Genomic DNA, 25361 nt, shown 5'->3' with positions numbered 1-25361 from the left:
GTGCTCAGCGTCCCGCGTTGTGATCGATGAGGGCCTGCGAAACCGCCCGCACGCTGCGGGCGATGTGCTGGAGCTGGCGGACCTCGGCCGCGTACAGCTTGATGGTGTGCTCGATGACCGACTCGGGCAGTCCGAGGCCCGGGAGGTCGGCACGCGCCGTCTGCAGCGCGGTGCGGGCGACCCGGATCTCCTGCTGGACCTGGATGTGCGCGTGCCGGGCCAGCAGCACGGGGTGGCGGATCAGCGCGGGGTAGCTGGCGTAGCGCGCGGGCACCAGCTCGCGCAGCCACTTGGCCGCCGAGCGCTCCCAGTCGTAGCTGCCGGGCGTCTTGACCTGGCAGGGCCAGTCCGGGCTGAGGCGCGTGGTCGTCAGAGTCATGGCCATCTCTTCCGGGTGTGCGGCGTCAGGAGGGGTGGTCCGACGGGTGGGGGCGGCCCCGGCCTAGGGGATGACCGGGGCCGCCACGGGCGCTCGCGCAGGCGATGCCCGATCGAACACCCGCAACGCCGACGCGGGTAGGTGACGGCGGCTACGGATGTCCGCGCAGGGGCCCGGGGCGGCAGACGGCGGATGCGCGGCGGATGGTGCGGCGTGCGCATGGGCGGACCGTCGGCTTTCTGCGGGCGATTGCGAGGGGGTTGCGAGGGGTGGGGACGGGGGTGCGGAGCGGGGCCCCGGAGCGGTCGGGGGCGATCCGTGAGCAGTATTTATATATGCCGTCCGGTTTGCAAGACGTATGAAAACATTCATGCGTGACTTGAGCGGAATGGTCCCCGTGTGATGCGGTTCGTCGGATGTGGCCGCAGGGGGCCGGAAGCGACCGGTGGCAGCCGCGCAGGTGTCAGTCGCGCAGGAAGAACTGGTGCTGGTCGGAGATCTGCTCGTACTCCTCCAGGCGGGCCTGGGTCCGCTCGGGATCGGCGTCCGTCATGGCCTGGAGCAGGGCCGCGGCCATCACGCCCGGGGCCGCGTAGGAGTCGAAGACCAGGCGGGAGCCGGTGCCGGTGGCGAAGACGACGTCCGCCTCGTCGGCGATCGCGCCGAGTGCCAGGTCGGTGATGAGCGCGACGCGCAGCCCCGCGCTGCGCGCGACCCGCACGGCCGTGAGGGTCTCCTGCGCGTGCCGGGGCATCGAGAACGCCAGCACCCAGGTGCCCCCCGCCTCGCGCGACTGCAGAAGCGCGTCGTAGGCGACGCTGCCGCCCAGGGTCACCAGGCGTACGTCGGGGTGGACGCGGCGCGCGGCGTACGCGAAGTACTCCGCCAGCGACACCGAGATGCGCAGCCCGAGCACGGTCAGCGGGGTCGACTCGGACAGCTTGCGCCCGATGTCGATGAGCTGGTCGGGGTCGGCGAAGTCGCGGCGCAGGTTCTCCAGGTTCTCGATCTCGGCGTCGACGGCGGCCTGGAGTTCGTTGCCGCTGTTGTCGTCGGCCGCCGCCGGTCCGCCCGCCAGGGTGCCCAGGGCGATCGACTGGAGCTTCTCGCGCAGCGCGGGGTAGCCGCTGAAGCCCACCGCCGCCGCGAACCGGGTCACCGAGGGCTGGCTCACGCCGACCCGCTCGGCGAGATCGGTGATCGACAGGAAGGCCGCCTCGGTGATGTGCTCGATCAGGTACTGGGCGATGCGGCGCTGCCCGGGGGAGAGTCGGGGGCGGTCGAAAAGGGTCCTGAGCTGGGAGGTCGGTGAGACCTCGGCCTCCGGTACCGACTTGCCCGAGGTGATCGCGGATGCCTGTGCGCGTGCCTGCTGCGGCGATGGCACCGGTGCGCCTCCTTTGTCTTCCACAGTGCCTCAACATAGCCCACACACTGTTGTGACCAGGGGTTGTGCGGTCACCGTCGGTAGATCGTGATCGAATGACCGACTTGATCGATCGGGCGGCTGCTGTCGATCAACTCGGCCAGTCGGCCGGTCGCCTTGGCGACCGAGGAGTCCGACACCACCAGCAGACCCCGCACCTCGCCCGCCGGAACCCGGCGCGGATCCGCTGCCTCGATGCCGTAGTACGAGGGCACACCGCTGCCCTTGTACACGAGCCAGACCCGCTCGCCCGGGTAGCGCTCACGCAGCCGGTCGGCGAGGCGCCCGAGGTCCTGTCCCCAGTCCACGTTGGAGTCGTGCAGCCGCAGATGCGTCCTGGCCGGACCGCCGAACGCCTCGTTGGAGTACGGCAGATAGAAGGGGAACGTGCGCACCGAGCTGACCGCGACGAACAGCACCAGCGCTCCCGCCGCGGCACCGGCCCAGCGCCACCGCACCGCGAGCAGCGAGCCCGCGGCGACCGCCAGGAACATCGGCACGAACACGGCGTACCGGGTGCCGAAGTCCCGCGAGCCGGTCATCGCCGCGCCGAGCAGCACGGCGGTGGGGACCAGCAGATAGGGCGCCGCCGGCCGCAGCCGCCGCACCGCCACGACCGCGACCGCCCCGGCGGCCCACAGCGCGAGCATTCCCAGCGGCGTCTTCACCACCAAGGCGGCCGGCAGGTAGTACCAGAGGGAGCCGGTGTAGAGCCGCCCGAACAGGAACCCCTGCCACGGGTGGTTCTCGAAGCCGAACTGCACCCGCATCCCGTCCCGGTACGACTCCGGGAACGGCATCAGATCGACGAGCACCGCCCGCAGCCCGTGCACGACGGGCACGTGCTGGCGCGGAGTCCAGCGCAATCGTGGGTCCACCACGAGATACGACACCCAGACCACGGCGATCGCGCACACCGCCACGACGGCCGCCGCCGCGACCGCCCGGGTCAGCGCCCGCCGCCGGTCGCGGGAGCCGTGACACCACACCGACCAGGCGGCCAGCGCCAGCAGGACCGGGACCGCCGCCAGCGCGCTCATCTTCGTGGCGAGCGCCGCCCCGGCGGCCAGTCCGGCGAGCGGCACGTACAGGTGGGGCCGCCGTCGGGCCCGCCACAGCAGCCACACCGAGGTCAGCAGGAAGCCGGCCGTGGGCACGTCGAGGGTGGCCAGGGAGCCGTGCGCGATGACGTCGGGGGAGAAGGCGTACAGGGCGAGGGCGACCAGTCCGCCCGCGGGGCCGACGAGTTCCCGCGCGAAGGCGAGGACGACCAGCCCGAACGCCAGGGTCAGCGCGATGACCGGGAGCCGGGCCCACAGCATCACCCGCCAGGGGTCGTTGCCGGACTCGTACAGCAGATGCCGGCCCACCCGCCCCTGGTCGCCGGCGAAGGAGGGGTCGTGGTGCGGGTCGGCGACGGCCACCCCGGCGGCGATGACCAGCTTGCCCAGCGGCGGGTGTTCGGGGTTGAGGCGGACCTCGTGCACGCGCAGGTAGTCGGTCGCGGTGGCCACGTACACCGGCTCGTCGATGGTGGGGGTCTGCCGCACGGCGGTGGTCACCATCGCCACGGCCATCTGGGCGAGCAGCACGACGGCGAGGAGCGGCACGAGCCACCGCCCGCCCGGCCTCCCCGTCGCGCGGGCAGCGGGTGCCTCGGGCAGCGCCCGCGGGAGCAGGACCGGGTGCAGTTCGCGCGTCATCATCCGCCCCGCGACGACAGGGCCCGGGCGGGAGCGGGAGCGATGCGGGGACGCCTCATGCGCCTACTGTGCATCAGCTCCCGCCCCCGGGGGTGTCATCGCCTCAGGAGTCGTACCGACAGACCTTCCGCCGTGTAGACGGGTACGGCCCGCAGGGTGTCGGAGTTCAGCTCCACCCGGTCGAACCGGCCGCGCAGCCCCGCGGCGCCGATCACCCGGACCACGCTGCCGGGCGTCGGCGGCCGGTCGGTGTCGAGCCGCAGGGTCAGCACGCTGCCCGCCCCCAGCACCACGCGCCGGGTGACCTCGAGGGCGGGACCGCGTCCCGCGCGCAGCGTCACGTCGAGCGTCGCGGACTCCTGGGCGTAACCGCCGTGGATCTGGACCGACTTGCCCGTCACGATCCGCAGGGTGCCGCCGCTGACGCGCACCGGGCCGTGGCCGAGGGCGTGGGCCGAGGCGGCGGTCAGCACGCCCTCACGGATCACGGTGCCGCCGGTGTAGCGGTTGTGGCCGGTCAGGGTGAGGGCACCGGTGCCGCGCTTGGTCAGACCGCCGTCGCCGTCGATGTCGTTGCGCCAGGTGTCGGCGGCCGCGAACCCGCCGGCCGACGCGTCGAGGGTGACCGTCACGTCGGAGTCGAAGGAGCCGTAACCGTCCGCGGCGGCGAAGAGGTTGAGGCGCCCCCACTGCTCGAAGCCGTCCAGCAGGACGTATCCCGAGGGCAGCGCGGTGGTGCGCAGCACCTCGCGACGCTGCTCGGCGCTCAGGTAGGGCTGTCGGGTCTCCAGGAGCACTTCGGCGCCCTTGGGCACGGTCAGCGGCTTGCTGCGGCCGTGGCGGGTGAGGACGTACGTCAACTTGGGCTCGACCAGGCAGGCGTTGGCCTCGCGGTCGGCGTACGGGTCGGAGGCGTCGGAGTGGGCGTAGGCGAAGAGGGTGTCCGCCGTCGTGCCGGTCCGCGCCTCGAAGTAGGCGAGGGCCTGGGCGCGTGCCGCCGCCTTGAGGTCGGCGTTCGCCGGGTCGGCGAGGGCGGCGGCGGCCAGGGCGGTGGCCATGACCCGGCCGCCGAGCACGTCGACCGTGGAGTGCATGCCGGACATGATCCGGGTGTGGCTGAGTTCGAAGGCGCGGGTCACCAGCTCCTGGAACCGCTCGGGGACGGCGTAGGCGAAGGCCAGGGCGGCCAGGTGGAAGGCGTTGGTGTGACCGCTGGGGAAGCCGCCGTCGTCGGCCGCGTTGGTGCCGCGCTGGCGCAGGAGTTGGGTGACGACGACCACGTCGGAGTCGTACACCGGGAAGCCGAGGGCGTCGGTCCTGCCGGTGTCGACGACCTCGCTGTCCTCGTTCATGCGCCACGGACGCGGGTACTGGAAGGTGAACTTGGCCGGGTTGCCGGAGGCGAACGGGCCGCGCACGGTGTCCACCAGCCTGGCCACCTGGCCGAGGTCCGAGGTGTACGAACCGGCGCCGAGCGCGGATCCGGCGGGGGCGTCGGCCGGGACGGCGTCGCTGATCGTGGTCGCCGGGGTGGTGTCCGGCGCGGAGGTGATCGACGTGACCGCCTTGGCGCCCGACCTGTACAGGTCGGCGAGCGGACCGAGCGCGGCGATCATCGCGTAGCTCTGGTGCTGGCGGTCGTAGACGAACGCCTCCTTGGCCTGCTCCTCCGTGCGTGCCTGGGTGATCCGGGCGCAGTACCGCATGTTGGCGCGCAGGATCTCGGGCATCAGGGGGGTGCCGGTGTTCCAGGCGTCGCCGGTCTTCCAGATCTCGGCGAAGCCGCCGAGGATCCGGACGACCGCGTTGGTCTCGGGCGTCCGGTTCGCGACGATGTTGGTCCGGTAGTCGTCGACGAACGCGGCATAGCCGGTGGCAGCCTTGGCGTCGGCGGCGCCCAGCCAGGAAGCGACGGTCGGCGCGGCCAGCACACCGGCCGAGACACCGAGGGAAGTCCGGAGGAATCCCCTTCGGTTCACGGCGAGTTCACTGACCGGCGAGTCGGAGCGGGGCCCGGCGGGTGACGGCATGCGTCTGCCTCTCATGAGTTCTTGGGCCGTGAGGGCCTGGGGGATTCGGGGGAGTTGGTGCGCTGACAGCCGTGGGGCGCGCGGGGACGGACGAGCCGTATGCGCTTTCTACGGTGTACGAGCGAAGATCTACGGGCGAGTTGTGTCGGACGGGCGTGGGGCCGGGGTCCGGCGGGTGTCATACGAGTGAACGCGCCAGCGCCACCGCCCCCTCGACCGGTGCCGCCCGCAGAGCCCGGGGCCGCGCAGTCGGCACCCGGTCGGCGAGGGCGGCGGTGAAGGCGTCGTACAGGACGGGCTGGGCGAGGATCGTGCCGCCCGCCACCACGACGTCGTCGACGGGGACGTCGCGTGCGGCGAGCCGTTCGACCAGTGACGCCAGGAAGTCGCCGGCCTCGGCTATCACCCGGCGGGCGAGCACCGAACCGGCCTCGGCGGCCGCGAACACGGCCGGGGCGTGCCTGCCCCACTCGGCGGAGATGTCCTTGGCGCGTTCGAGCGCGGCGCCGAGGGCGGGTACCTCGGAGACCTCGAAGGAGGCGACGAGCCCGCTCGCGAGGGCGTCGGGCTCCTCCCCGTGGTCATGGGCCGCCCACACGGCACGCGCGGCCTCGCGGACGAGTCCGGCCGCACCGCCCTCGTCGCCGAGGACCGCGCCCCAGCCGCCCACCTGCACCGGGCGGCCGTCGGGAAGCCGGCCCACCGCGACGGAACCGGTGCCGGCGACCAGGCCCACCCCCTTGTCCAGGCCTGCGGCGGGGACGAGGAGTTCGGCGTCGCCCACGACCAGTGCGGGCGCGTCGAAGTGGAGTTGCAGGGCGGTGCGGATCTGGGCGCACTGGCGAGGGGTCTCACAGGCGTGGCCGCCCACGGCCAGCGCGGCCGGGCGGGCGCCCGCCGGCAGGGCGTCGGCGGCCAGGGCGGCGAGCCAGCCGGCCGCGGCCACGGGGTCGTGCGGCCGCCAGCCGCTGCTGGAGCGGACGTGATCGGCGACCGGGGTGTCGCCCGCGACGGCACGCAGATGGGTCTTGGTGCCGCCCACGTCGATACCGACCACCAGGGGTACGGAGTCCTGCACGGGTCCTCTTTCGTCGGTGCGCTGTGCATGCGACGGCGGGCGAAACCGTGCCAGGAGGAAGGCGGTCGAAGAACTAGGGAAGCCCCGGGACGGGCCTCTGACGGACCACGGCAGGCGAGTACCGTGACGTTCGTTAGGAAGTTAACTAACGAAGTACAGTGCGTGTCAATAGGCGTCGCCCACCCGGCTTCCCCGGCCTGCCGTCCGGGCCCGCAACGCGCGACGCCAGGGCAACCCGTCGCCGCCTCCCGCCGAGCCGACCGGCTCCGGAGAGCGGCCTGTGAGCTGGGGGAAGTGTGGAAGACGACGTGGTAGCAACCCCCCGTCTGACCGATAGCGCAAACGCTGTATTCACCGTCCTCGCCCAGGTGGGCACCGCGACGCGGCCGCAGCTCGCGAGCCTTGCGCGGCTGTCGAAGCCGACGGTCTCCTCCGCCGTCGCCGAGCTGGAGGGCGTGCACCTGGCCGCCCACTCCGGCACCTCCTCCGGCGGTACGGGCCGCAGCGCCGCCGTGTACCGACTGGGCCCCGCGGCGGGCGCCGTGCTCGCCGTCGACCTCGGTCCCGCCCTCACCCGGGTGCGCGCCTGCGCCCTGGACGGCAGCCTGCTCGCCGAGGCCACGGGGTCCCGCAAGGACGCCGCCGACGTCGTACGGCAGGCGCTGTCCGCGCTGCCCGTGGACGCCCCGCTGCGCACGATCGTCGTGGCCGTCGGTGACGTCACGCCGCCGCAGCGGATGCGCCCGGCCACCGCCAAGGCCGGTCCCGTCTTCGACGCGGTGACCGTCGCGCTGCCGCCCGGAGTGCCCGTGCACCTGGAGAACAACGTCAACTGCGCGGCCCTCGCCGAACTGCACGAGGGCGCGGCCCGGGGCCGGGACACCTTCGGCTATCTGCGGATCGGCGTCGGCATCGGTCTCGGCATCGTCGTGGGCGGACAGGTGCTGGCCGGGGCGAACGGAGCCGCCGGTGAGCTGGCCCGGCTGCCCTACCCCTGGGACGACGACCGGGAGCCCCGCCACGAGGCCCTGGAGGAGTACATCGGGGCCCGCTCCCTGCTGCGCCGGGCCGCCGAGGCCTGGCCGGACACCGACGGCGACTGCCCGCGCACGGTCGAGCGGCTCTTCGCCCTGGCCGGGCAGGGCAACGCCGCCGCCCGCGCGGTCGTCGACCGGCACGCCGTGGACGTGGGCCGGCTGGCGGCCGCCGTGACGGCCGTACTGGACCCGGGGCTGCTGGTGCTGGGCGGCAGCACCGGGGCGTCCGCGCAGCTCCTGCCCGGGGTGCGGGCCGAGCTGGAGCGGCTGAGCTGGCCCACTGAGGTGGTCAGCAGCCAGGTCGGCGATCTCGGCACCGTCGTGGGCGCCGCCCGCCTCGCGGTCGCCCGAGGAGTCCAAACCGTGACCGAGGTGGCGCGGGTGAAGGATTGACGGGTTCGGACTCGGTCTGCCAATGTCCGGACAAGCGCTTTCTAAGTCGGTCGGGACACCGGCTTGGGCGAGCGTCCCGCCCGTACTCGACGTACGGCAACCGCACCAGGGCGTGCTGGTGCGGCGACGGCCACAGCGGCCGGGGACCCTCGCTCGTCAGGATGACGCGGCCGGGCGAGGCCGCGCCCTCGGAAAGCGACCTTTCTTGAACAATGCACCCGTGCCGCCTCTGTCGGCGCCGTGCTGTGTCCCCAACCACGAAAAGGGATCGAAGATGACCACTGTGGGTGTGCGGCGCTCCCGCCGACTCGGCCGCGGCGGCGTGCGCCGCCTGGTTCCTCTCGCTGCCGTGGCCTCGGCAGGTGCCCTGCTGCTCTCCGCGTGCGGTGGGGGCTCCGACTCGGGCGGCACCTCCAAGTCGCTGACGTTCTGGATCTCCACGGTTCCGGGGCAGGACGCGGGCTGGAAGAAGATGGTCGCGCAGTACAAGAAGGAAACCGGCGTCGCCGTCAAGCTCGTCAACATCCCCTACGACGGCTACGACGCGAAGCTGCGCAACGCCGCGCAGGCGAACTCCCTGCCCGACGTGGCGGCGGTGCCGAAGCTGGACCCGATCTGGTCGAACAAGCTGATCGACCTCAAGGACATCGCCAACAACAAGTCCAACAAGATCAACGCCAACTTCGTCGCCAAGGACTCCTCCGGGAAGGTGCTGTCCATCCCCTCGGACGTCACCGCCTCCGGCCTGTTCATCAACAAGTCGCTCTTCGAGAAGGCCGGCGTCTCCTACCCGACCTCGCCCGCGAAGACCTGGACCTGGACGGACTTCATCAAGGCGGCGAACAAGGTCCGCGAGAAGACCGACGCCAAGTACTCCCTGACGTTCGACCAGTCGCCGTCGCGGCTGCGCGCCATGGTGTACGAGATGGGCGGCAAGTACGTCCACGCCGACTCCTCGGGCAAGTTCTCGGTGGACGCGGCCACCAAGAAGGCCGTGAACACCTTCGTCGGTTGGAACGACGACAAGACCATGCCGAAGTCGGTGTGGACCAGCGGCGCCGACCCGTCGGCCATGTTCCAGAGCGGTGACGTCGTCGCCTACTGGTCCGGCGTGTGGCAGGTCCCCGCCTTCGCCGAGAGCATCAGCAAGTTCGAGTGGGCGAGCGTCCCGACCCCGGCCCAGCCGGTGCAGGCCAGTGACGTCAACAGCGGCGGCATGACGGTCGGCTTCAACAACAACGCCGACGCGGCGAAGGCCGCGACGAAGTTCCTGTCCTGGCTGTACGAGCCCGCCCACTACCAGGCGCTGTGCGAGGCCTCCGGGTTCCTGCCGGTGGAGACCGGTCTGAACCCGAAGTACCCCTTCAAGTCCGAGGCGGCGCAGGCGGCGTTCAAGCTCTACAACGAGTCGATCCCGCTCTACGCCCCTATCTCCGGCTACTTCAACAGCGCGCAGACGAACTGGGTGCTGAAGGGCAAGAGCCTCACCGAGGACCCGACCAAGACGGAGCTCGGCAAGGCGATCAACGGCCAGCAGTCGGCCGACAAGGCCCTGCAGAACATCGTGGACGGCTACAACCAGCAGGTCGGCGGCTGAGCCCAGGCCCGCAGGTCCGGGCGGCGGGGTCGAGAACACCGCCGCCCGGCCTCGGACCCCACGCGATGCCCGGGCTCACGGCCTGAGCCCACAGCAACCCATACCACCAGCACGGAGTCAGGAAGATGACAAAACGCGCCCCGGACGTGTCCGCCGTGTCCGCGAGCCCGCCCAGGAGACGCAGCAAGTACACCCTTGCGCCGCTCGTCCTCGTCGCGGCCAACGTCGTGCTCTTCGCGCTGTTCTTCCTCTGGCCGGCGGTGATCGGGCTCGTCTACTCCTTCACGAACTACACGGGGGTGGGGGCGTTCCAGTTCGTCGGACTGGACAACTACCAGAAGCTGGCCGGGGACTCGGTCTTCTTCGACGCGCTGACCCGGACGCTGCTGTACACCGTGCTCTTCGTCCCGCTCAACTTCGTGTTCTCGCTGCTCATCGCCAACCTGCTGGTGAGCAAGCACGCCAAGGGTGTCTCGGTCGCCCGCGTCTTCTTCTTCATCCCGTGGCTGCTGTCGCCCATCGTCGTGGGTGTCCTGTGGCGCTGGCTGTTCGGTGAGAACTTCGGACTGGTCAACTACTTCATCGAGAAGTTCGGCGGAAGCGCCGTCCCGTGGCAGTCGAACGCGGACCTGTCACTGCTGGTGGTCGTGGTGGCGGCGTCCTGGGCCTGGACGGGCTTCTCCATGCTGCTGTTCATCGCGGCGATCAAGAACGTGCCGCAGTCGTACTACGAGGCGGCCGCACTCGACGGCGCCGGTCCGTGGCGCCAGTTCATCAGCATCACCCTGCCGAGCATCGCGCCCACGTCCTTCATCGTCATCCTGCTCAACACGATCCACGCGATGAAGGAGTATCCGCTGTTCGCCTCCCTCAACAACGGCGGCCCCGGAACGACGAACAACCTGCTCGTCCAGTACATCTACCAGACCGGCTTCAAATCGGGCCAGATCGGCTACGCGAGCGCCGCGTCGTTCGTGCTCATGCTCATCCTGATGGTCGTCGCGATCGTCCAGATGATGGTCAACCGGCGGGTGGAGAACCGATGACAACCACAGACATGCCGCGCAAGGTCGACGCCGACTCCGCACCGCGCGTCTCCAAGAAGGGGCCCCGCGGCGGGCAGAGCGGCGGGCTTCGGCGCGCGGTGCCCGCGACGACACTGCTGTGGGTCCTGGCGGCCGTCTACGCGGTGCCGGTGCTGTGGTTCGTCCTCAGCTCCTTCAAGCCCGCGGGAGACCTCTTCTCCCTGCCGCTGACGCTCTTCCCGAACAACCCCACCGTCTCGGGATACAAGGCGGCGTGGGACAGCGCCAACTTCTCCCAGTACTTCATCAACACGACCATCGTGTGTGTGATCGCGACGATCCTCACGGTCGGAGTCAGCTGCTGCACCGGGTACGCGCTGGCCAAGTACGACAACAAGTGGCTCAAGGTCTTCTTCGTCGGCATCCTGGCCACCACGATGCTGCCCGGCGAGGTCATGCTCGCCCCGCAGTTCCTGGTGGTCCGCGACCTCGGCCTCTACAACTCGCTCGCCGGCATCATCCTCCCGGCCGTGCTCACCGCGACCGGCTGCTTCATGTTCCGCCAGTTCTTCCTGACGGTCCCCGACGAGCTCATCGAGGCCGCCCGCATCGACGGCGCCCGCGAACTGTCCATCTTCCTGCGGATCATGGTGCCGATCTCCCGGCCCATCATGCTGACGCTCGCGATCCTGTCGTTCCAGTGGCGGTGGAACGACTACATCTGGCCGCTGCTGATGCTCAACGACCCCGAGAAGTTCACCGTGCAGATCGGCATCCAGAGCCTCGTCGGGGCGCAGAACATCAACTGGTCGGTGGTGCTCGGCGGATCGGTCATCTCCATGATCCCGCTGATCGTCGTCTTCCTGGTGTTCCAGCGTTACGTCATGAACGCCGACATCAACGCCGGACTGAAGGACTGACCTTGCCCGCCCCGCTCGACCACGAGTTCGTCCGCGCGGCGGCGCGCGCCGCCGACCGGGCGGCCGCCCCGCTCGCGGCCGGCCCGGACGAGGAACCCGCCGGTGTGCCGCACCGTGACCTGGCGCGGCGGGTACGGACCCTGGTCGCGGCCTACCGGTCCCCGGACTCGGCCCTGCACGGCAGCGGGCAGGCCGTCGCCACCGCCCTGACCCACCTGCGCGCCCTCCGGGCCGTGCAGACCGGCAGCGGCCTCTTCGCCGGCGGCGACAACGTGCAGTCGCCGCCGGACTCCGCCTTCACCGTCAACGACGTGTGCGACGCGCACGTCCTCGCCGCCGGGGCGGGGCCCGAGCTGCACGAGGTCACGGCGGCACTGGCCGAGATCGCCGGAGCCGCCACCGGCGCCCTCCTGACCGGGGGCGCGCACACCCCGAACCACCGCTGGGAGCTGTGCGCGGCGCTGGCCCGCCTGCACCGCTCGTTCCCCGACGAACGGCTCCTCGACCGCGTCGGGCAGTGGCTCGCCGAGGGCGTCGACATCGACGCGGACGGCCTGTACTCGGAACGCAGCGCCGTCTACGCGGCCCACGTCTCCAACCCCTCGCTGCTCCTGCTGGCCGACGTCCTGGGCCGCCCCGACCTGCACGGCGCCGTCGAACGCAACCTCGCCGCCACCCTGGACCTCATCCGGCCGGACGGCACCGTGGAGACCGTCCACTCGCGACGCCAGGACCAGAACCACCGCTTCCCGCTGGCGCCCTACCTGCCGCACTACCGGCTGCTCGCGATCCGCACCGGCCGGGGCGACTTCAGCCGCGCGGCACGGCTGGCGGCCGCCGCCGGCATCCACGACCCCGACCTGCTCGCCGAGACCCTCCTCACCCCGGACCTGTGCGGCCCCCTGCCCGCACCCACGCCGGAGACGCTGCCCCGCGCGCGGTACCTCACCACCGCGCGCCTCGCGGCACACGCCTCGGCCACCGCGCACACGGTCCTCTACGGCGGCTCCGACGTGCCCGAGCACCGGCACATCCGCTCGGGCCTCGCCTGCAACCCCACCTTCCTGCGCCTGTTCGCCGGCGACGCCGTGCTCGACGCGGTCCGGCTGTCGCGGGGGTTCTTCGACCTGGGCCCGTTCCGCGCCGCCGACATGCGGCAACTCGCCGACGGCCGCTACCGGCTCACCCAGACCCTCACGGCCGCCTACTATCAGCCGCTCCCGCCGGAGCGCAGGCGGGACGACGCCGCCTACCGGCTCGCGGACGAGGGCCGCTTCTCGGCCGCGATGGCCTTCTCGGACCGGCCCCGCGACGAGGTCACGCACACCACCCGTGTCGAGGCCGACCTACGGCAGGTCGGCGCCGACCTGCGCGTCGACATCAGCGGACCACCGGTGCCCTGGGCGCTCGAACTCACCTTCCGGCCGGGTGGCGCGCTCGTGGGGGCCGAACCGATCGGCGACGGGCGCTGGTGCCTGACGAGCGGGTCGATGACCTACCGGGTCGGCGACGACGAGATCGAGGTCGAGGTCGACGTCGAGGCGGGCGAACCGCTCGCCGGGCCGGACCGGAGCGGCGTCCTGCGCTACGACCCGGGTCAGGACTACACGGTGACGGGCGGCACCGACGCCACGACCGGGGACCGCGTCCTCGTCGGCGGACAGGGCCCGCATACCCTGACCGTCGCACTGCGCGCCCGCCGGCCCGCCCCCGCGGTGTGACCCCGACGCACACATGGCCACCCCAGGCATGAAGGACTGATCCCCGTGCACCTCACGCACCAGCGCGGCCCGCTGCACGACCTTCCGGACACCCCGGAGGCGTACGACGCCGTCCTCGCGGACGTCGTCGAGCAGGCCCTCGCGCGCATGACGGACGAGGGCAACCTCGAACACCCCGACTGCGTCGACGACATCGGCGACACCTCGCTCGGCATCACCTCGCTCCTCGCGCTCGCCTGGCAGCGCACCAAGGACCCGCGGCTGCCGGACGCGGTCCGCCGCAGCCTCGCCTTCCATCTGCGCGAGCGGGTCTACACCGAGGACAACCCCGGCTACCCCAACCTCAAGGTCCGCAACAGCGGCCTGCCGTACGCCCGTTACACCCTGGCGGCGGGCGCGCACCCCATCGGGGACTGGCCCAGCACGGTGTGGGCACTGCTCCAGGCGGTCAACGTGCTGGACGCGGCCGACGGGCTGGTCGAGGACCGGCAACGAGCCGAACTCGTCGAGGTGGCGCGCGGCTACTGGCGCTGGCTGACCGAGGCGACCTTCTTCAACCCGCAGGAGGCCGGCAACCAGGCGATCGGCTGCGTCGTCGGCGGCCTGATGCTGGCCGCCCATCTGCCGTCCCCCGAACGGGAGTCGGTCCGAGGACGCGCCCTGGAGCTGTACACCGACGAGATCCGCGCCCACCGGGTCCACGACCGGGGCGCGTCGCTGCCGCCCGAGCACGGCGGCGCCTACGACAACAACTACGGCCCGATCTCCCTGTCCTTCCTCGCCCAGGCCCACCGGGTCAGCGGCGAGGACGTCTTCGCCGAGGACGGTGAGGCGCTGGCCCGCTACCTCGACGCCCGGCTGACGGGCGGCGGCTTCGACAACGGCGGCCCGCGTTACAGCGAGCAGCACTCCGCCTTCGAGTCCGTCCTGGGCCTGCGCTACTTCGGTGCCCGGATCGGCGCCGACCTGGGCCGCTACCGGGGCGACAGCCGCTGGGCCCGGCACGCGGTGAAGGCGGACGGCGGGGTCGACGGGCACTTCGCGTGGATGCTGGTCTGGCAGATCCAGGACCCCACGCGCTGGCACCGCACGCCGTCGACGGAGCCGGTGCGCCACCAACTCCGGCACGGCACCGTGTCGGTGGCCTTCGACGACCACATGACACCCTCGGTCGTCGAGGCGGGCGGCACCTACTACCTGCCCGCCGCCGTGAACCGCCAGCACGGCCACGGGCCGGTCGTCGACGGCTTCCTGCTCTGCCGCCCCATGGGCCGGGTCCGCGTCCGCGACGTCCGCGCCGGAGGGCTCGCGGCCAAGCTGGTCACCAAGCCGGTCGTCGGGCGCGACCACGTCCTGCGGCACGTGCGGTCCCTGTACGTCACCGACGGCACCCGCCTGTGGGTGACGGTCGCGGTGGAACGCCTCCCCGAAACGCCGTATCTGCTCGCCGGGATGCCGTACGCCGCCGACGACGGCGACCAGGTCCTCAGGACGTCGCGCGCCGAGGTCGTCTCCGCCGGTGAACTGCGCCTGACCCACCCGGAGTCGGAGGGCGCCGACCACTTCGACGCCCGCTCCGAGACCACACAGGAGCAGGCGGCCTTCGCCCTCGCGGAGGACCCGCGCGGGTACGGCAACCCCGACCTGGGCTGGAGCCGTCTGGTCTCCTCGACGGCCCTGGAGGCGGAGCCGGTGCCGGGCGCACCCGAGGGCCTGACCGTCTTCGCGGTGCGGTACGGCCCCGGCGGGGTGCTCCGGGCGGACCTCGCGGACGGGCCCGAGGGGCTGACCGTCCGGACCGAGGCCTTCACCGCGGTGATCGGCGACACCAGCGGCGACGCGTTCGGAGAGCCACGGCTGACCCTCCACCCCTGAACGCGCCCCCCGGGGCAGGCCTTCTGCGGCGCCTTCCTACCGGAAGGCCGTCGCGTGCCGCCGCGCCCAGTCGCTGAACGTGCCCGGCGCGCGGCCGGTGACGCGCTCGACGGCCGGGCTGATCCGCTGCTCCGCCGGGGTCGGGGCGCCGAGGACCTCCAGCGTGGTGTCGGCGACCGGCTCGGGCAGGAACCGCAGCAGGCCCGCGCGTGCCTCCTCCCGGCTCAGCTCCACGAACCGGACCGGCTCGCCCACCGCCTCGCCGATCGCCGCGGCCTGCTCGCGGGGCGTGACGAGGGCGGGCCCGGTCAACTCGTGGACCTGCCCGGAGTGTCCGTCCCCGCCGAGGGTCACCGCGGCGACCGCGGCGATGTCGGCGGGGTCGACCGTGGGCAGGCCGACGTCCCCGAACGGCGCGGCCACACTGCGGTGTTGGCGCACGGACTCGGCCCAGAAGAACGCGTTGGAGTGGAAGCCGCCCGGCCGCAGCAGCGTCCAGTCCAGGCCGGACTGCCGCACGGCCTCCTCGATGGCCCGCGCCGTGCCGCCGTGCGAGGGCGAGTCGGGTCGGGTGACGACGCCGATCGACGACAGCAGGACGACCCGCCGGATGCCGCCCGCCTTGGCGACGTCCAGCAGATGCGCGGCGTCGAGCAGATGCGCGCTGGGCCCGCCGTCGTGCAGGAACAGCGCCTGCGCACCGTCGAACACCGGGCGCAGGCTCTCCGCGTCGGTCAGGTCCGCCCGGTGGTGCCGTACCCCCGCCGGCACGTCCGCGGCGGAGATCCCCCGGGACACCGCGGCCACCTCCGCGCCGGACTCCGTGAGCGTCCGGACCAGTTCACGGCCGACGTTCCCGGTCGCCCCCGTCACCACGATCATGTGCAACTCCCTTGTGACTCGGCCTTGTTGCCGATGAAGGGACGCTAACACCGTGGATATAGTAGGTACCTAGAGGAAAGTGACTACCCCGGAGGGATGTGCGTGGAGGCTCAGACGGACACGACCGATCCGCAACTCGCCTGTCCGATCGGCCCGGTGGTGGACATCGTGTTCAGCCGCTGGACCACCCCGATCCTGTGGAGCCTGCACACCCACGGCCGGCAGCGGTTCGTCGAGCTGGAGCGGCGGATCGCGAAGATCACGCCGAAGGTGCTGACGCAGCGGCTGCGACAGCTGGAACGCGACGGTCTCGTGGTGCGCACCTACCACCCCGAGGTGCCGCCCCGGGTCGAGTACGAGATCAGCGAGCTGGGCCGCAGCCTCGCCCCGCTCTTCGCGCACCTCGCCGAATGGTCCGCAGACCACCTCGACGCGGTCGAACAGGCGCGGCGCGCCTACGACACCGCCTGACGGCCCTGCCCCTCCAGCGCCGCGACCGGCACGACCAGGTCCGCCCGGTCCCTGCTCGCCGCGACCAGCTCGGCGTTGGGCTGGTCCGAGCGCATCACCCACGCCACCGCCTCGTCGTGGCCCTTGCCGAACCGCTCGTGCCGGGCGACCAGCCGCCGGATCCGCTCGGACTCCGCCAGCTCGCAGAACCACACCTCGTCCAACTCCCGCCGCACCCGCGCCCACGCGCCCGTGTCCAGCAGCAGGTAGTTGCCCTCGGTCACCACGAGCCGGGCCGCGGGCGGCACCGGCACCGCACCCGCGATCGGCTGCTCCAGCTCCCGCTCGAAACCGGGGGCGTACACCACGTCGTCGTCCTCCGTGGCGCGCAGCCGCCGCAGCAGCGCCGCGTACCCCGCCGCGTCGAAGGTGCCGGGCGCGCCCTTGCGGTCGCGCAGGCCGAGCCGGTCCAGCTCCACGTCGGCCAGATGGAAGCCGTCCATCGGCACATGCGCCACCCACGGCTCCCCGTCGCCGTTCAGCTCCCGTACCAGGGCCCGCGCCAGAGTCGTCTTGCCGGCGCCGGGGCTGCCCGCGATGCCGAGGATCGCGCGCCGCCCGCCGCGGACGAGGGAACGGGCACGCACGGCCAGGTCGTCGAATGTCAGAGGCACACGCACGAGTGTGTCACCCGCCGCCGCGCGGGGACTCCCTCGACGTCACCGCCGACGCATCGCCCACGAGCACCGCGTGTTCCCGCACTACTGACGGACCGGTTGCGCAGATAATCGGACGAAATATCAGACGACTGGCCGAACTGTGCGCTGCGTAACGATCGACGGCAGGTTACTTTGTCCGTGTTTTTTCCGTTTCCCCAGCTCGTGATCATGGGGTCCAAGGAACCCTGCGACACGTAGGGGTAAGGGGTGGATGATGACGCACGGCACGAACGCCCTGCTCGTCGAGGGGCGGCGGCAGGGCACGGCGACCGCGCCCGGCGCTTTCCGGCGCCGGCGCGGGGACGCCCTGCTCGCCGTGGTGGCCGGTGTCTTCGTCCTCGCGCAACTGCTGCTCGTCCGCCCCGGGATGGGCCTCGGCTGGGACGAGAGCGTGTACGTCAGCCAGGTCGGCGAGCAGGCCCCCGCCTCCTTCTTCAGCGCCCCACGCGCGCGTGGCATCTCGTTCCTGGTGGCCCCCGTCGCCTCCTGGTCCACCTCCACCCCGCTGCTGCGCGTCTACCTCGCCGTCCTGTCGGGCATCGGCCTCTACCTCGCACTCCGCCTGTGGCGCGGACTGTTCCCCGCCCGCGTCCTCGCCGGCGCCGGTGCCCTCTTCGCCTCCCTGTGGGTGACGCTTTTCTACGGTCCGCAGGCCATGCCCAACTACTGGGTGGCCATCGGCACCCTGGTCGCCGTCGCCTGCTTCCTGAAGGACCGGGCGTGGGGCGTCGTGGCCGGCGCCGCCCTCATGGCGCTGATGCGTCCCACCGACGCGGTGTGGGTGACCGTGCCCCTCCTCGTCCTAGCGGTGGCCACCCGCCGCGTACGGATGCTCGCCGCCCTCCTCGCGGGACTCGTCCTCGGCGCCGCCCAGTGGGTGATCGAGGCGTACGTCAACTACGGCGGCCTGGCCCAGCGCCTGCACCAGGGCTCCGAGATCCAGGGCGGCCTCGGCTGGAACTGGGCCGTCGACGACCAGATGCGCAGCCTCGTCGGACGCGCCCTGTGCCGGCCCTGCACCGGTTCGATGCCCCACCCCGCGATCACCGCCTGGTGGTACGCCCTCCCGCTGCTCGTCGCCCTCGGCGTGGCCGTCGCCGTCCGGGCCGGACGCCCCGCACGCACCCTCGTCCCCCTGGCCTGCGCCGCCTCGGCCGCCTTCCCCTACCTGTTCCTCATCGGCTACGCCGCGCCCCGCTTCCTGCTGCCGGCCTACGCGCTGCTGGCCATCCCGGTCGCCGACGGGCTGCTCCACCTGGTCACCGCCCCGGGCGGCCGGTGGCGGCCGCTGGCCACGACCCTGGTCGCGCTCGGCCTGACCGCACATCTCGCCGTCCAGTACGACGTGCTCGACCGCACCGTCACCCGCAGCACCGCCGACCGCCAGGCCTGGGCCCGGACCGCCGCCGATCTGCACCGGCTGGGCGTCCGGCCGCCCTGTCTGGTCACCGGGTACGAGGCGCTCCCCATCGCCTTCTACGCCGGCTGCTCCTCGGCCGCCGTCAGCGGACCCAACGCCAACTCCACGCCGGCGCGGATCCGCGAGACCGCCCGCCGCATCCCGGTCGCCCACCTCGTCGCGGACGACGGCAGCCCCGCCGGGTACGCCCGCGACTGGAGGCCCTACCGGCTCGACGGGAAGGACATCCGCATCGGGCCGGCGGGGGAGGGCTGAGAGGCATGACGACCGAGCGGGTCCTCCTTGCCCCCGGCCGAAGACGCCTCTACTGGCACACCGCGTTCACCCTCGCCGTCCTGGTCGGCGCGGCCTGCCTCGCCCACCGGCACTGGCCGGTGCTGGAACGCGGTGCCGTGCGCCTCGCCGTCGCCGACCAGGGCTGGCTGCTGGTGGGCGCCACGGCCGCCGCGGCGACCTGGGTCTGCGCGGCACTCGCCCAACAGGGCGCGGTCGTGCGCCGGTTGCCCCAAGGGCGGCTCGTGGCCACGCAGTTCGCCGCGAGCGCCGCCAACCACCTGCTGCCCGCCGGACTCGGCGCCGGCGCGGTGAACCTCCGCTTCCTGATGCGCTGCGGACTTTCCGCCGGCCGGGCCGCGAGCGCCCTCGCCGTCAAGGGCACCGCCGCCGGGGTCGTCAGGACCGTCCTGACCGTGGCGCTCGCGGTGGTCTGCCCCGGGGTGCTGCGGTTCCCGCGCCCCTCCGCCGGCATCCTGGCCGCCGTGCTCGCCGCCGCCGTATGCCTGGCTGTACTGCTGACCCGGTCCCGGTGCCGGCGCGCCCTCACGATCGTGGTCGCCGACATCAGGGCCGTACACGCCAACCCGCCCCGAGCCGCTGCCCTCTGGGGCGGTTCGCTGGCCTTCACCGCCCTGCACGCCGTGGTCCTGATCGCCGTCGCCCAGGCCGTGGCCCTGCCGCTGCCCCCGGTCCGGGTGGCGCTGCTCTACCTCGCCGCCAGCAGCGCCGCCGCCCTGCTGCCCACCCCCGGCGGGCTCGGCTCCCTCGACGCGGCCCTGGCTCTCGCCCTCACCGTCTCGGGCACCCCGGCGTCCGCCGCCGCCTCCGCGGTCCTCGGCTACCGGCTGCTGACGGTGTGGCTGCCGCTGGTGCCGGGCCTGGTGGTGCTCGCGGTCCTGGTGCGGCGCAAGGCCCTGTGACGGTACGCGTGTGTTTCCCGTCCCGTCGCGTCAGGTAGGACTCGGGTGTCGGAACCGGACCCGAGGGGGGAACGCCATGACGGACAGCGAGTGGGGCGGACGGCTGGGGGCGGAGTTCTTCACTCCCGGGACCTCGTCCTTCACCGAGTTCCTCACCGCCCACCGACCCGCCCTGCTGCCCACCCGCAGACCCTTCCCGGACGGCGTGCGCGCGGCCCCCGACCGGTTCCCGCACGGCACCACCGTGCTGGCGCTCACCTTCCGCGACGGCGTGCTGATCGCCGGCGACCGCAGGGCGACGATGGGCAACCTCATCGCCCAGCGCGACCTGGAGAAGGTGCACCCGGCCGACGACCACACCGCCGTCGCCTTCGCGGGCACCGTCGGTCTCGCGCTGGACATGGTCAAGCTGTACCAGGTCGAGCTCAAGCACTTCGAGAAGATCGAGGGCATCCCGATGACCCTCGACGCCAAGGCCCGGCGCCTGTCGGGCATGATCCGGCAGAACCTGGGCCAGGCCATGCAGGGACTTGCCGTCGTCCCCCTCCTCACCGGCTACGACCACACGGCCGACGACGGAGAGAAGGGCCGCATCTTCAGCTTCGACGTCGTCGGCGGGCTGTACGAGAAGACGGACTTCCACGCCGAGGGCTCCGGATCGCCCTACGCCCGGGGCGCGCTGAAGAAGCTGTTCCGCCGGGGGATGTCCCGCCGCGAGGCGGCGCTCGCCGCCCTCCAGGCCCTGTACGACGCGGCGGACGACGACTCCGCGACGGGCGGCCCGGACCTCAACCGCCGGATCTTCCCGATCATCTCCGTCATCACGGAGGACGGCTTCGAGCGCCTGCCCGAACCGGAGACGGCGGACCTCACCCGCGAGATGGTCGAGCAGCGCCGCTCCCGACCGGACGGCCCGACGGCCACGCCCTGACCGACGGGGCGCGGGGTCCGTCGAGCGGATCGTCCGGGGCCTCGGTGGACGCCCGGTCGAAGGGCCGACGCCGGACCGCCAGGGCCCGTAGAAGCCCGGCCGGAGGGCTCGTCGCCGGATCGCCAGGGCCCGTGGAAGCCCGGTCGAAGGGCTCGTCGCCGGATCGCCGGAACCCGTAGAAGCCCGGCCGGAGGGCACGTCAGCTCCGCCGTCCCACCTCCTTGCGCCACCTGGCGATCTGCTTGTCCGGATCGCCGGTGTACGACCAGGGGGTCCGGGTCGCCCGCCGCCCCAGCATCAGGAACAGCGGTCCCGCGATGTCCGGCAGACCCGCGAGACAGGCCGCGTGCGTCAGGTGGTTGAGGTCGCGCAGCTCCGCGGGGGCGACCTCGCCCGGAGGCCGGTCCTCGAGCCAGCGCTCCCAGGTGCGGCGTACGTCGCTCACGGCGCCGTCGTTGCTCCAGTGCTGGGCGAGCCCCACCGCGGACTGCCGCCCCTGGGCCGCGTCGAGTGCGAACCGGTACTCCTCGACCCGGGCGTACTGCACCAGCACCGGCAGCGCGCAGCCCGGCGGTGCCACCCCGGCCGCGTCGCGCGCGAAGTCGTACATCAGACCGTGGGTGCCGTGCCAGCGGGCCGAGTAGTAGTGCAGCACCTGGAGATGGCCCTCCACGCTGTACGGGTCGCGCCGGTGCAACTCGTCCCACCAGCGCGCCAGTTCCTGCCTGCGGACCCCGGCCGGGTAGAGCCGGGCCACCGAGATCAGCGAGATCCACGGGGTCGGGTCGTCCGGGGCGGCCTCGGCCGCCCGCAGACTCGCCAGCACCGCGGTGTCGACGCGGTGCTGGTCGATCGGCACCCCGCGGCCCGCGGCGATCGCCAGGTTGAACGCCCGGGCCGTCTCGGTTGCCGCCCGCAGCACCAGCGCGTCGGGGCTGTGCGGTTCGGCCGCCAGCCATGACTCCACCGTCGAACTGCCCGCGCAGGCCTGGGCGAGCAACCGGACCCGGTGCCCGCGCACCGGCCAGTCGGACCCGGTCGCCCGCAGCAGTTCCCGCAGTCCCTGCCAGCGCCCGATGACGACGTCCTGACGGGCCGTGGTGAGGGGAAGGTCCCCGCAGTCGGGGTCGAAGTCGGGGACGAAGCGGTCTCGCGCCATCGTGATCCCCCTCAGAAGTCGGTCGGGAGACCCTCGTGGACACGCGACTGCGTGGGCACGACGCCGCCGGGGACGTAGTCCGCCTCGACCGTGCGGGTGGCGTCGAGCCTGGCGGGCCGGTAGTAGTCGCTGCCCTTCCTCCAGTACCAGAGCATCGGGAACAGACCGACGGCCAGCCCGCCGAGGCCGATGGTGACCGCCGCGGAGCTGAGTGAGCCGAGCGACTCCACGAAGACCCAGAACATGAACAGCGAGCCCAGCAGCGGCCACAGCCCGCCGAGGACGAAGTCGGCCGCGGACCTCAGCAGCATCTTGCGGTAGGCGACGACGGCCGCGAGACCCGCCAGACCGTAGTAGACGGCGATCTGCAAACCGATCGCCGAGATCGCGTCGGAGAGGATGTCGCCCACCGTGCCCAGGGCGTTGGAGGCGACGAACATCACCAGCGCCACCCCGCCGACCACGGCGATGGCGACCCAGGGCGTGTTCCACTCGCGGTGCACCCGGCCGAGCGCCGACGGCATCGTCCGGTCGCGGCCCATCGCGAACAGCGAGCGGGTGACCTGGATGAGCGTGGTCTCCAGGGTGGCGATGGTGGACAACATCACGGCGACGACGAGCAGTCGGCCACCCCAGCCTGGCCAGATCTCCTCGCCGAGCACCGCCAGCACATTGGCCTCGTTCTCATGGACCTGCGTCGAGGACAGCACGACGTTCACGGTGACGGTGAACACCTCGAACAGCAGGAAGACGATGCCGACCCCGATCAGGCCCGCCAGTCCGGTCGTACGGCGACTGTCGCGGGTCTCCTCGCTGAGGTTGCTGGTGACGTCCCAGCCCCAGAAGTAGAACGCGGCGATCAGCGCGCCGGAGGCGAACTCGGACATGCCGTCGAACTGGCCGAGACCGAGCCAGGACCAGTCGAGGGCACGGGCGTTGTCGGTGTGGAAGAAGGCCAAGGCCGCGAAGAGGGCGAGTACCGCGAGTTCGACGCCGGACATCAGCAACTGCGCGCGGACGGTGAGCCGGGCGCCGCCGAGCACCACCAGGATCATGATCACGAACCAGACCGCGCCGACCAGGGTGGACAACGCCGTGTCGTCGGCGAGCCCTTCGTCGAACAGGGCCAGCGTCATCGCCCCGGCGGGCAGCGAGCCGGCCACCATGAAGATGGTCGCCGACACCACCAGCGCCCAGCCGCTGAGGAAGCCGAGGAAGGGGTGGAGCGTGCGGCCCACCCACGAGTAACTGGCGCCCGCGTTCACGTCGATACGGCTGAGACGGCTGAACGCCAGCGCGATGCCCAGCATCGGGATCGCGCAATACAGGAGCGCGGCCGGACCGGCGAGGCCCACCGCGCCGACCAGGACCGCGGTGGTCGCGGCGATCGAGTAGGCCGGGGCGCTGCCCGCGACCGCCATCACGACTGTGTCGAACATGCCGAGGGCGTTGGCCTGCAGCCCTCTGCCCCTGCTGTTGCTCATGCTCAAGCTGCTTTCCGTCATGCACGACGCGGGGACGACCAGGCCCCGACGGCGTAGGGGGGTGGGGGGTGGAGCCCGCCTCGGACGGAAGAGGGATGGCCTCGGTCAGAAGCGGCACATGGGGGGCGGCGGACACCGTTCAGCACAGCGTCGGCAGACGGTCACACCGTGTGTGCGAGTGATGATAGCCCTACCGGATCTCCTTTCAAGATTGACCGGAGGGAAACTCCCGCAGCCAACTGCGCCGCAGCTCAGGGACATTGACGAGGCACCGAGAGCGAAGACCGTGCTGCGCCGGACGCGCGACGGCACCCTCGACCAGGGGGACCGAGGGCCGGCCCCTCAGTCGCCGATGCGGTCGATCTGCCGGAGCCGGTTCGTGGCGTCCAGGGCGGCGACCTTGTAGGACTCCGCGAGGGTCGGGTAGTTGAAGACGGCGTCGACCAGATAGTCGACCGTGCCGCCGCAGCCCATCACGGACTGGCCGATGTGGATCAGCTCGGTGGCACCGGTGCCGAAGCAGTGCACGCCCAGCAGGGTGCGGTCCGTGGGAGACACCAGCAGCTTCAGCATGCCGTGCGAGTCGCCGATGATCTGCCCCCGGGCCAGCTCCCGGTAGCGCGAGATGCCGACCTCGAACGGCACGCTGTCCTCGGTGAGTTGATCCTCCGTCCGGCCCACGAAACTGATCTCGGGAATCGTGTAGATGCCGATCGGCTGGAGCTGGTGCATCCGCCCGACGGGCTCCCCGAAGGCGTGGTAGGCCGCCGCACGGCCCTGCTCCATCGAGGTCGCGGCGAGCGCGGGGAAGCCGATGACGTCGCCGACGGCGTAGATGTGCGGTACCTGGGTGCGATAGTGCTCGTCGACCGTGATCCGGCCGCGCCGGTCCGCGGTCAGTCCCGCCTTGTCGAGGTCGAGGTCGTCGGTGAGGCCCTGTCGGCCCGCCGAGTACATCACCGCGTCAGCGGGGATCTTCTTGCCGCTCTCCAGGATCGTCAGCGTGCCCCGGGAGTGCCGCTCCACCGCGGCCACCGTCTCCCCGAAGCGGAAGGTCACGGCGAGGTCCCGCAGGTGGTACTTGAGCGACTCGATCACCTCGACGTCGCACAGGTCGAGCATGCCGGCACGCTTCTCCACGACGGTGACCTTGCTGCCGAGCGCGGCGAACATGGAGGCGTACTCCATGCCGATGACCCCGGCGCCGACGATCACCATCGACCGCGGCACCCGCTCCAGGGCGAGGACGTTGTCCGAGTCCATGATGGTCCGGCCGTCGAACTCGACACTGTCCGGGCGCGCGGGCCGGGTGCCCGTGGCGATGACGATGTGCTCGGCGCTGAGCAGCCGTTCGTGGCCGCTCGGCTCGCGCAGGGCGACGGTGTGGGGGTCGACGAACCGGCCGGTGCCGGCGTACAGGGCGATGTGGTTGCGGGAGAGCTGGCTGCGGATGACGTCGACCTCGCGGTTGACCACGTGCTGGGTGCGGGCGGTCAGGTCGGCGACGGTGATGTCCTCCTTGAGCCGGTAGCTCTGGCCGTAGAGGTCGCGCTGGGTGAGACCGGTGAGGTACAGCACCGCCTCGCGCAGGGTCTTGGAGGGGATGGTGCCGGTGTGGATGGAGACCCCGCCGACCATGTCGGGGCGGTCGACGACGGCCACGCGGCGGCCCAGCTTGGCCGCGGCGATGGCGGCTTTCTGGCCACCCGGACCGGATCCGATGACGAGCATGTCGAAGTCGGGCACCCTCCGCAGTCTGACAGCCCGGGTGCCCGGTTCGAAAGGGGAACCGGCAGGCACGCCGTGTCCGCCGCCGGCCGCGTCCGGACCTGGACGGTCCGCGGGGCGTTCCCACCTCGGGCTTGGCGTCGGCAGCTGTGTCGCGTCCGCCCGGACCGGACGCGGCCTTCCCGCGGCCACGGGGGTGGAGCGCGGC

At 72.1% G+C, this 25361-nt stretch carries 20 protein-coding genes; 10 read left to right on the top strand and 10 right to left on the bottom strand.

What is annotated here, in order from left to right; translation table 11 throughout:
• Window positions 1-4 precede the first annotated feature (4 nt).
• From ACH41F_RS16905 to ACH41F_RS16885, 5 genes are all read right to left on the bottom strand, one after another.
• Complete coding sequence (locus ACH41F_RS16905) at window positions 5-385, bottom strand: hypothetical protein (RefSeq protein WP_391230680.1); 381 nt, start codon at window positions 383-385, stop codon at window positions 5-7.
• Between the two features lie 457 nt (window positions 386-842).
• Window positions 843-1766, bottom strand: a complete 924-nt coding sequence (locus ACH41F_RS16900) for an SIS domain-containing protein (RefSeq protein ID WP_391230682.1) — start codon at window positions 1764-1766, stop codon at window positions 843-845.
• Between the two features lie 71 nt (window positions 1767-1837).
• Window positions 1838-3511, bottom strand: coding sequence for a phospholipid carrier-dependent glycosyltransferase (locus ACH41F_RS16895; RefSeq protein WP_398836280.1), 1674 nt, complete (start codon window positions 3509-3511; stop codon window positions 1838-1840).
• Window positions 3512-3603: 92 nt separating this feature from the next.
• Window positions 3604-5538: a phosphatase PAP2 family protein gene (locus ACH41F_RS16890; RefSeq protein ID WP_398836277.1), complete on the bottom strand. Its 1935-nt coding sequence runs from the start codon at window positions 5536-5538 to the stop codon at window positions 3604-3606.
• Window positions 5539-5716: 178 nt separating this feature from the next.
• Window positions 5717-6616, bottom strand: coding sequence for an N-acetylglucosamine kinase (locus tag ACH41F_RS16885; protein ID WP_398836274.1), 900 nt, complete (start codon window positions 6614-6616; stop codon window positions 5717-5719).
• A gap of 296 nt (window positions 6617-6912) precedes the next feature.
• Between ACH41F_RS16885 and ACH41F_RS16880 the strand changes: the two genes are divergently transcribed.
• From ACH41F_RS16880 to ACH41F_RS16855, 6 genes are all read left to right on the top strand, one after another.
• Window positions 6913-8046 (top strand): ROK family protein, encoded by a 1134-nt coding sequence (locus tag ACH41F_RS16880; RefSeq protein WP_398836271.1) that lies wholly within the window; start codon window positions 6913-6915, stop codon window positions 8044-8046.
• Between the two features lie 274 nt (window positions 8047-8320).
• Window positions 8321-9643 (top strand): extracellular solute-binding protein, encoded by a 1323-nt coding sequence (locus tag ACH41F_RS16875; RefSeq protein ID WP_391230687.1) that lies wholly within the window; start codon window positions 8321-8323, stop codon window positions 9641-9643.
• Between the two features lie 125 nt (window positions 9644-9768).
• Window positions 9769-10689 carry a carbohydrate ABC transporter permease gene (locus ACH41F_RS16870; protein WP_398836268.1) on the top strand — a complete coding sequence of 307 codons (921 nt, stop codon included), beginning with the start codon at window positions 9769-9771 and terminating at the stop codon, window positions 10687-10689.
• Window positions 10686-11588, top strand: coding sequence for an ABC transporter permease subunit (locus tag ACH41F_RS16865; protein ID WP_391230689.1), 903 nt, complete (start codon window positions 10686-10688; stop codon window positions 11586-11588). The genes ACH41F_RS16870 and ACH41F_RS16865 overlap by 4 nt, the downstream gene beginning before the upstream one ends.
• Before the next feature lie 2 nt (window positions 11589-11590).
• A complete protein-coding gene (locus tag ACH41F_RS16860; protein ID WP_391230690.1) occupies window positions 11591-13309 on the top strand; it encodes a hypothetical protein in 1719 nt (572 codons plus the stop codon).
• Between the two features lie 45 nt (window positions 13310-13354).
• Window positions 13355-15184: a hypothetical protein gene (locus ACH41F_RS16855; RefSeq protein WP_391230691.1), complete on the top strand. Its 1830-nt coding sequence runs from the start codon at window positions 13355-13357 to the stop codon at window positions 15182-15184.
• Window positions 15185-15220: 36 nt separating this feature from the next.
• On the opposite strand, the gene ACH41F_RS16850 is transcribed toward ACH41F_RS16855, so the two are convergent.
• Window positions 15221-16066, bottom strand: coding sequence for an NAD(P)H-binding protein (locus ACH41F_RS16850; protein ID WP_391230692.1), 846 nt, complete (start codon window positions 16064-16066; stop codon window positions 15221-15223).
• A gap of 102 nt (window positions 16067-16168) precedes the next feature.
• On the opposite strand from ACH41F_RS16850, the gene ACH41F_RS16845 reads away from it, so the two are divergent.
• Window positions 16169-16537, top strand: coding sequence for a winged helix-turn-helix transcriptional regulator (locus tag ACH41F_RS16845; protein WP_391230693.1), 369 nt, complete (start codon window positions 16169-16171; stop codon window positions 16535-16537).
• Here the strand turns inward: ACH41F_RS16845 and ACH41F_RS16840 are convergent.
• Window positions 16522-17190 carry a nucleoside/nucleotide kinase family protein gene (locus ACH41F_RS16840; RefSeq protein ID WP_398836263.1) on the bottom strand — a complete coding sequence of 223 codons (669 nt, stop codon included), beginning with the start codon at window positions 17188-17190 and terminating at the stop codon, window positions 16522-16524. The genes ACH41F_RS16845 and ACH41F_RS16840 overlap by 16 nt on opposite strands.
• A 259-nt stretch (window positions 17191-17449) precedes the next feature.
• Between ACH41F_RS16840 and ACH41F_RS16835 the strand changes: the two genes are divergently transcribed.
• The 3 genes from ACH41F_RS16835 (at window position 17450) to prcB (ending at window position 20782) form a co-directional block, all read left to right on the top strand.
• The gene (locus tag ACH41F_RS16835; RefSeq protein WP_391230695.1) at window positions 17450-18910 is read left to right on the top strand and encodes a hypothetical protein; all 1461 of its coding nucleotides are present in this window, start codon (window positions 17450-17452) and stop codon (window positions 18908-18910) included.
• Between the two features lie 5 nt (window positions 18911-18915).
• Window positions 18916-19851, top strand: coding sequence for a lysylphosphatidylglycerol synthase domain-containing protein (locus ACH41F_RS16830; RefSeq protein WP_391230696.1), 936 nt, complete (start codon window positions 18916-18918; stop codon window positions 19849-19851).
• A gap of 76 nt (window positions 19852-19927) precedes the next feature.
• Complete coding sequence (prcB, locus tag ACH41F_RS16825; RefSeq protein ID WP_391230697.1) at window positions 19928-20782, top strand: proteasome subunit beta; 855 nt, start codon at window positions 19928-19930, stop codon at window positions 20780-20782.
• A 199-nt stretch (window positions 20783-20981) separates the two neighbouring features.
• Here the strand turns inward: prcB and ACH41F_RS16820 are convergent, their stop codons facing one another.
• The 3 genes from ACH41F_RS16820 to sthA form a co-directional block, all read right to left on the bottom strand.
• Window positions 20982-21941: a hypothetical protein gene (locus ACH41F_RS16820; RefSeq protein WP_391230698.1), complete on the bottom strand. Its 960-nt coding sequence runs from the start codon at window positions 21939-21941 to the stop codon at window positions 20982-20984.
• A gap of 11 nt (window positions 21942-21952) precedes the next feature.
• The gene (locus ACH41F_RS16815; protein ID WP_398836259.1) at window positions 21953-23425 is read right to left on the bottom strand and encodes an APC family permease; all 1473 of its coding nucleotides are present in this window, start codon (window positions 23423-23425) and stop codon (window positions 21953-21955) included.
• 342 nt (window positions 23426-23767) lie between these two features.
• A complete protein-coding gene (sthA, locus tag ACH41F_RS16810; protein ID WP_398836256.1) occupies window positions 23768-25171 on the bottom strand; it encodes a Si-specific NAD(P)(+) transhydrogenase in 1404 nt (467 codons plus the stop codon).
• Window positions 25172-25361 lie beyond the last annotated feature (190 nt).

The sequence above is a fragment of the Streptomyces sp. NPDC020489 genome (assembly GCF_044386545.1).
GTDB lineage: Bacteria > Actinomycetota > Actinomycetes > Streptomycetales > Streptomycetaceae > Streptomyces.
The sequence above is the reverse complement of the archived record's forward strand: the minus strand, read 5'-3'. Positions and strand labels throughout refer to the sequence as shown.

Coding starts and splice junctions, on each gene's coding strand:
- ACH41F_RS16905 (WP_391230680.1), bottom strand. CDS start 385: ATGGCCATGACTCTGACGACCACGCGCCTCAGCCCGGACTGGCCCTGC.
- ACH41F_RS16895 (WP_398836280.1), bottom strand. CDS start 3,511: ATGATGACGCGCGAACTGCACCCGGTCCTGCTCCCGCGGGCGCTGCCC.
- ACH41F_RS16890 (WP_398836277.1), bottom strand. CDS start 5,538: ATGCCGTCACCCGCCGGGCCCCGCTCCGACTCGCCGGTCAGTGAACTC.
- ACH41F_RS16875 (WP_391230687.1), top strand. CDS start 8,321: ATGACCACTGTGGGTGTGCGGCGCTCCCGCCGACTCGGCCGCGGCGGC.
- ACH41F_RS16870 (WP_398836268.1), top strand. CDS start 9,769: ATGACAAAACGCGCCCCGGACGTGTCCGCCGTGTCCGCGAGCCCGCCC.
- ACH41F_RS16865 (WP_391230689.1), top strand. CDS start 10,686: ATGACAACCACAGACATGCCGCGCAAGGTCGACGCCGACTCCGCACCG.
- ACH41F_RS16850 (WP_391230692.1), bottom strand. CDS start 16,066: ATGATCGTGGTGACGGGGGCGACCGGGAACGTCGGCCGTGAACTGGTC.
- ACH41F_RS16835 (WP_391230695.1), top strand. CDS start 17,450: ATGACGCACGGCACGAACGCCCTGCTCGTCGAGGGGCGGCGGCAGGGC.
- ACH41F_RS16830 (WP_391230696.1), top strand. CDS start 18,916: ATGACGACCGAGCGGGTCCTCCTTGCCCCCGGCCGAAGACGCCTCTAC.
- prcB (WP_391230697.1), top strand. CDS start 19,928: ATGACGGACAGCGAGTGGGGCGGACGGCTGGGGGCGGAGTTCTTCACT.
- ACH41F_RS16820 (WP_391230698.1), bottom strand. CDS start 21,941: ATGGCGCGAGACCGCTTCGTCCCCGACTTCGACCCCGACTGCGGGGAC.
- ACH41F_RS16815 (WP_398836259.1), bottom strand. CDS start 23,425: ATGAGCAACAGCAGGGGCAGAGGGCTGCAGGCCAACGCCCTCGGCATG.